Raw genomic sequence first — 1,469 nt, 5'->3', positions numbered from 1 at the left:
TTCATCTGATCCGGGCGGCCGGGGGCCGGCCGGACCGGGCCACCGCGCAGCGGCGCACACCGCCTCGCGCCCGTCCCGATCCACCCGCCACCCGTGAGGGGCGCAGCAGCGTCGGACCCCCTCGGTAGACTCCTGCCCATGATCAATGCCGTCGGCGTCCCCCAGACCCTGCTCCTCCTCGGTGGTACCTCCGAGATCGGCCTGGCCATCTGCGCCGAGTACCTCCAGCAGGGCCCGATGCGCGTGATCCTCGCCTGCCTGCCCGGAGACCCGGGGGTCGACGACGCGCGCGCGGAGATGACCGCCGCCGGTGCGAGCGCGGTGGAGGTGGTCGACTTCGACGCCGCCGCGACCGAGTCCCACCCGGCCGCGTTCGAGCAGATCTTCGCCGGCGGGGACGTGGACGTGGCGATCGTCGCGTTCGGCCTGCTGGGTGAGAACGAGGAACTCTGGTCCGACCAGCGCAAGGCCGTCCAGATCGCCCAGATCAACTACACCGGCGCGGTCTCGGTGGGCGTGTTGCTCGCCGAACGGATGAAGTCGCAGGGTTACGGCCGGATCATCGCCATGAGTTCGGCCGCGGGTCTCCGTGCCCGCCGCTCCAACTTCGTCTACGGCTCCACCAAGGCGGGGCTGGACTCCTTCTACACCGGCCTCGGGTACGCGCTGGCCGAGCACGGGGTGGACGTCCTGGTCATCCGGCCCGGCCAGGTCCGCACGCGCATGTCGGCGCACGTCAAGGAGGCGCCGCTGACCATCAACAAGGACGAGGTCGCCCGCATCGCGGTGAAGAACGCCGGAGCCGGTAAGGGCGCGGTCTTCGCACCTGCCGCGTTCGGCGGGGTCATGGCCGTGCTCACGCACGTCCCCCGCCCCATCTTCCGCAAGCTCCCCTTCTAGGGATGCCGGTGGCGCTCCGGGGGCTCGGCCTGGCCGGCGCGGCGACGCTGCTGGCCGCCGTCGTCACCGCGGTCGTCCTCGCCGGGTTCTCCCTCGTCTCCTTCCCCGCCTACGGCAACTCCAACGTCCTGCGGGCGCTGACGGTCGTCGGTCAGGTCGCCGCCATCGCGCTGGTGGTGCTGGGGATACTGTCCGTACGCGCCGGCGAGCAGCCGGGCGGTCGGTCCGCGCTGGTCCGTCTGGGTAAGCTCGCGGCCCCCACCGGCTCCGCGTTGCTGGTCGCCGCCACACTGGGGATCCCGCTCGCCGCATCGCGGTTGTACCTGCACGGCGTGAGCGTGGACCAGGAGTTCCGCACCCAGTTCCTCGGTCGCTCGGCGACCTCGCTCGGACTGCCCGACATGGCGTACGCCGACCTGCCCTCGTTCTATCCGTCCGGCTGGTTCTGGCTGGGCGGGCGGTTCGCCAACCTCGCCGGCCTCGAGGGCTGGGCGGCGTACAAGCCGTGGTCCATCCTCTCGCTCGCGATCGCCGCCGCGCTGGTCACCGTGCTGTGGACCCGCCTGTTG

Annotated in this window: 2 protein-coding genes; both read left to right on the top strand. The window is 71.8% G+C overall.

The genetic code is table 11. The features are described 5' to 3' along the window. The first annotated feature begins 138 nt into the window (after positions 1 to 138). Positions 139 to 900 (top strand): decaprenylphospho-beta-D-erythro-pentofuranosid-2-ulose 2-reductase, encoded by a 762-nt coding sequence (locus G6024_RS00480; RefSeq protein WP_067714791.1) that lies wholly within the window; start codon positions 139 to 141, stop codon positions 898 to 900. A gap of 2 nt (positions 901 to 902) precedes the next feature. Further along, positions 903 to 1,469, top strand: a 567-nt coding sequence (locus G6024_RS00475; RefSeq protein ID WP_182640280.1) for an arabinofuranosyltransferase, incomplete at its 3' end; no start/stop codon positions are given.

The organism is Dietzia maris (genome assembly GCF_014144855.1).
Classification (GTDB): domain Bacteria; phylum Actinomycetota; class Actinomycetes; order Mycobacteriales; family Mycobacteriaceae; genus Dietzia; species Dietzia kunjamensis.
This window is presented reverse-complemented; position numbering and strand designations above follow the sequence as displayed.

Coding starts and splice junctions, on each gene's coding strand:
- G6024_RS00480 (WP_067714791.1), top strand. CDS start 139: ATGATCAATGCCGTCGGCGTCCCCCAGACCCTGCTCCTCCTCGGTGGT.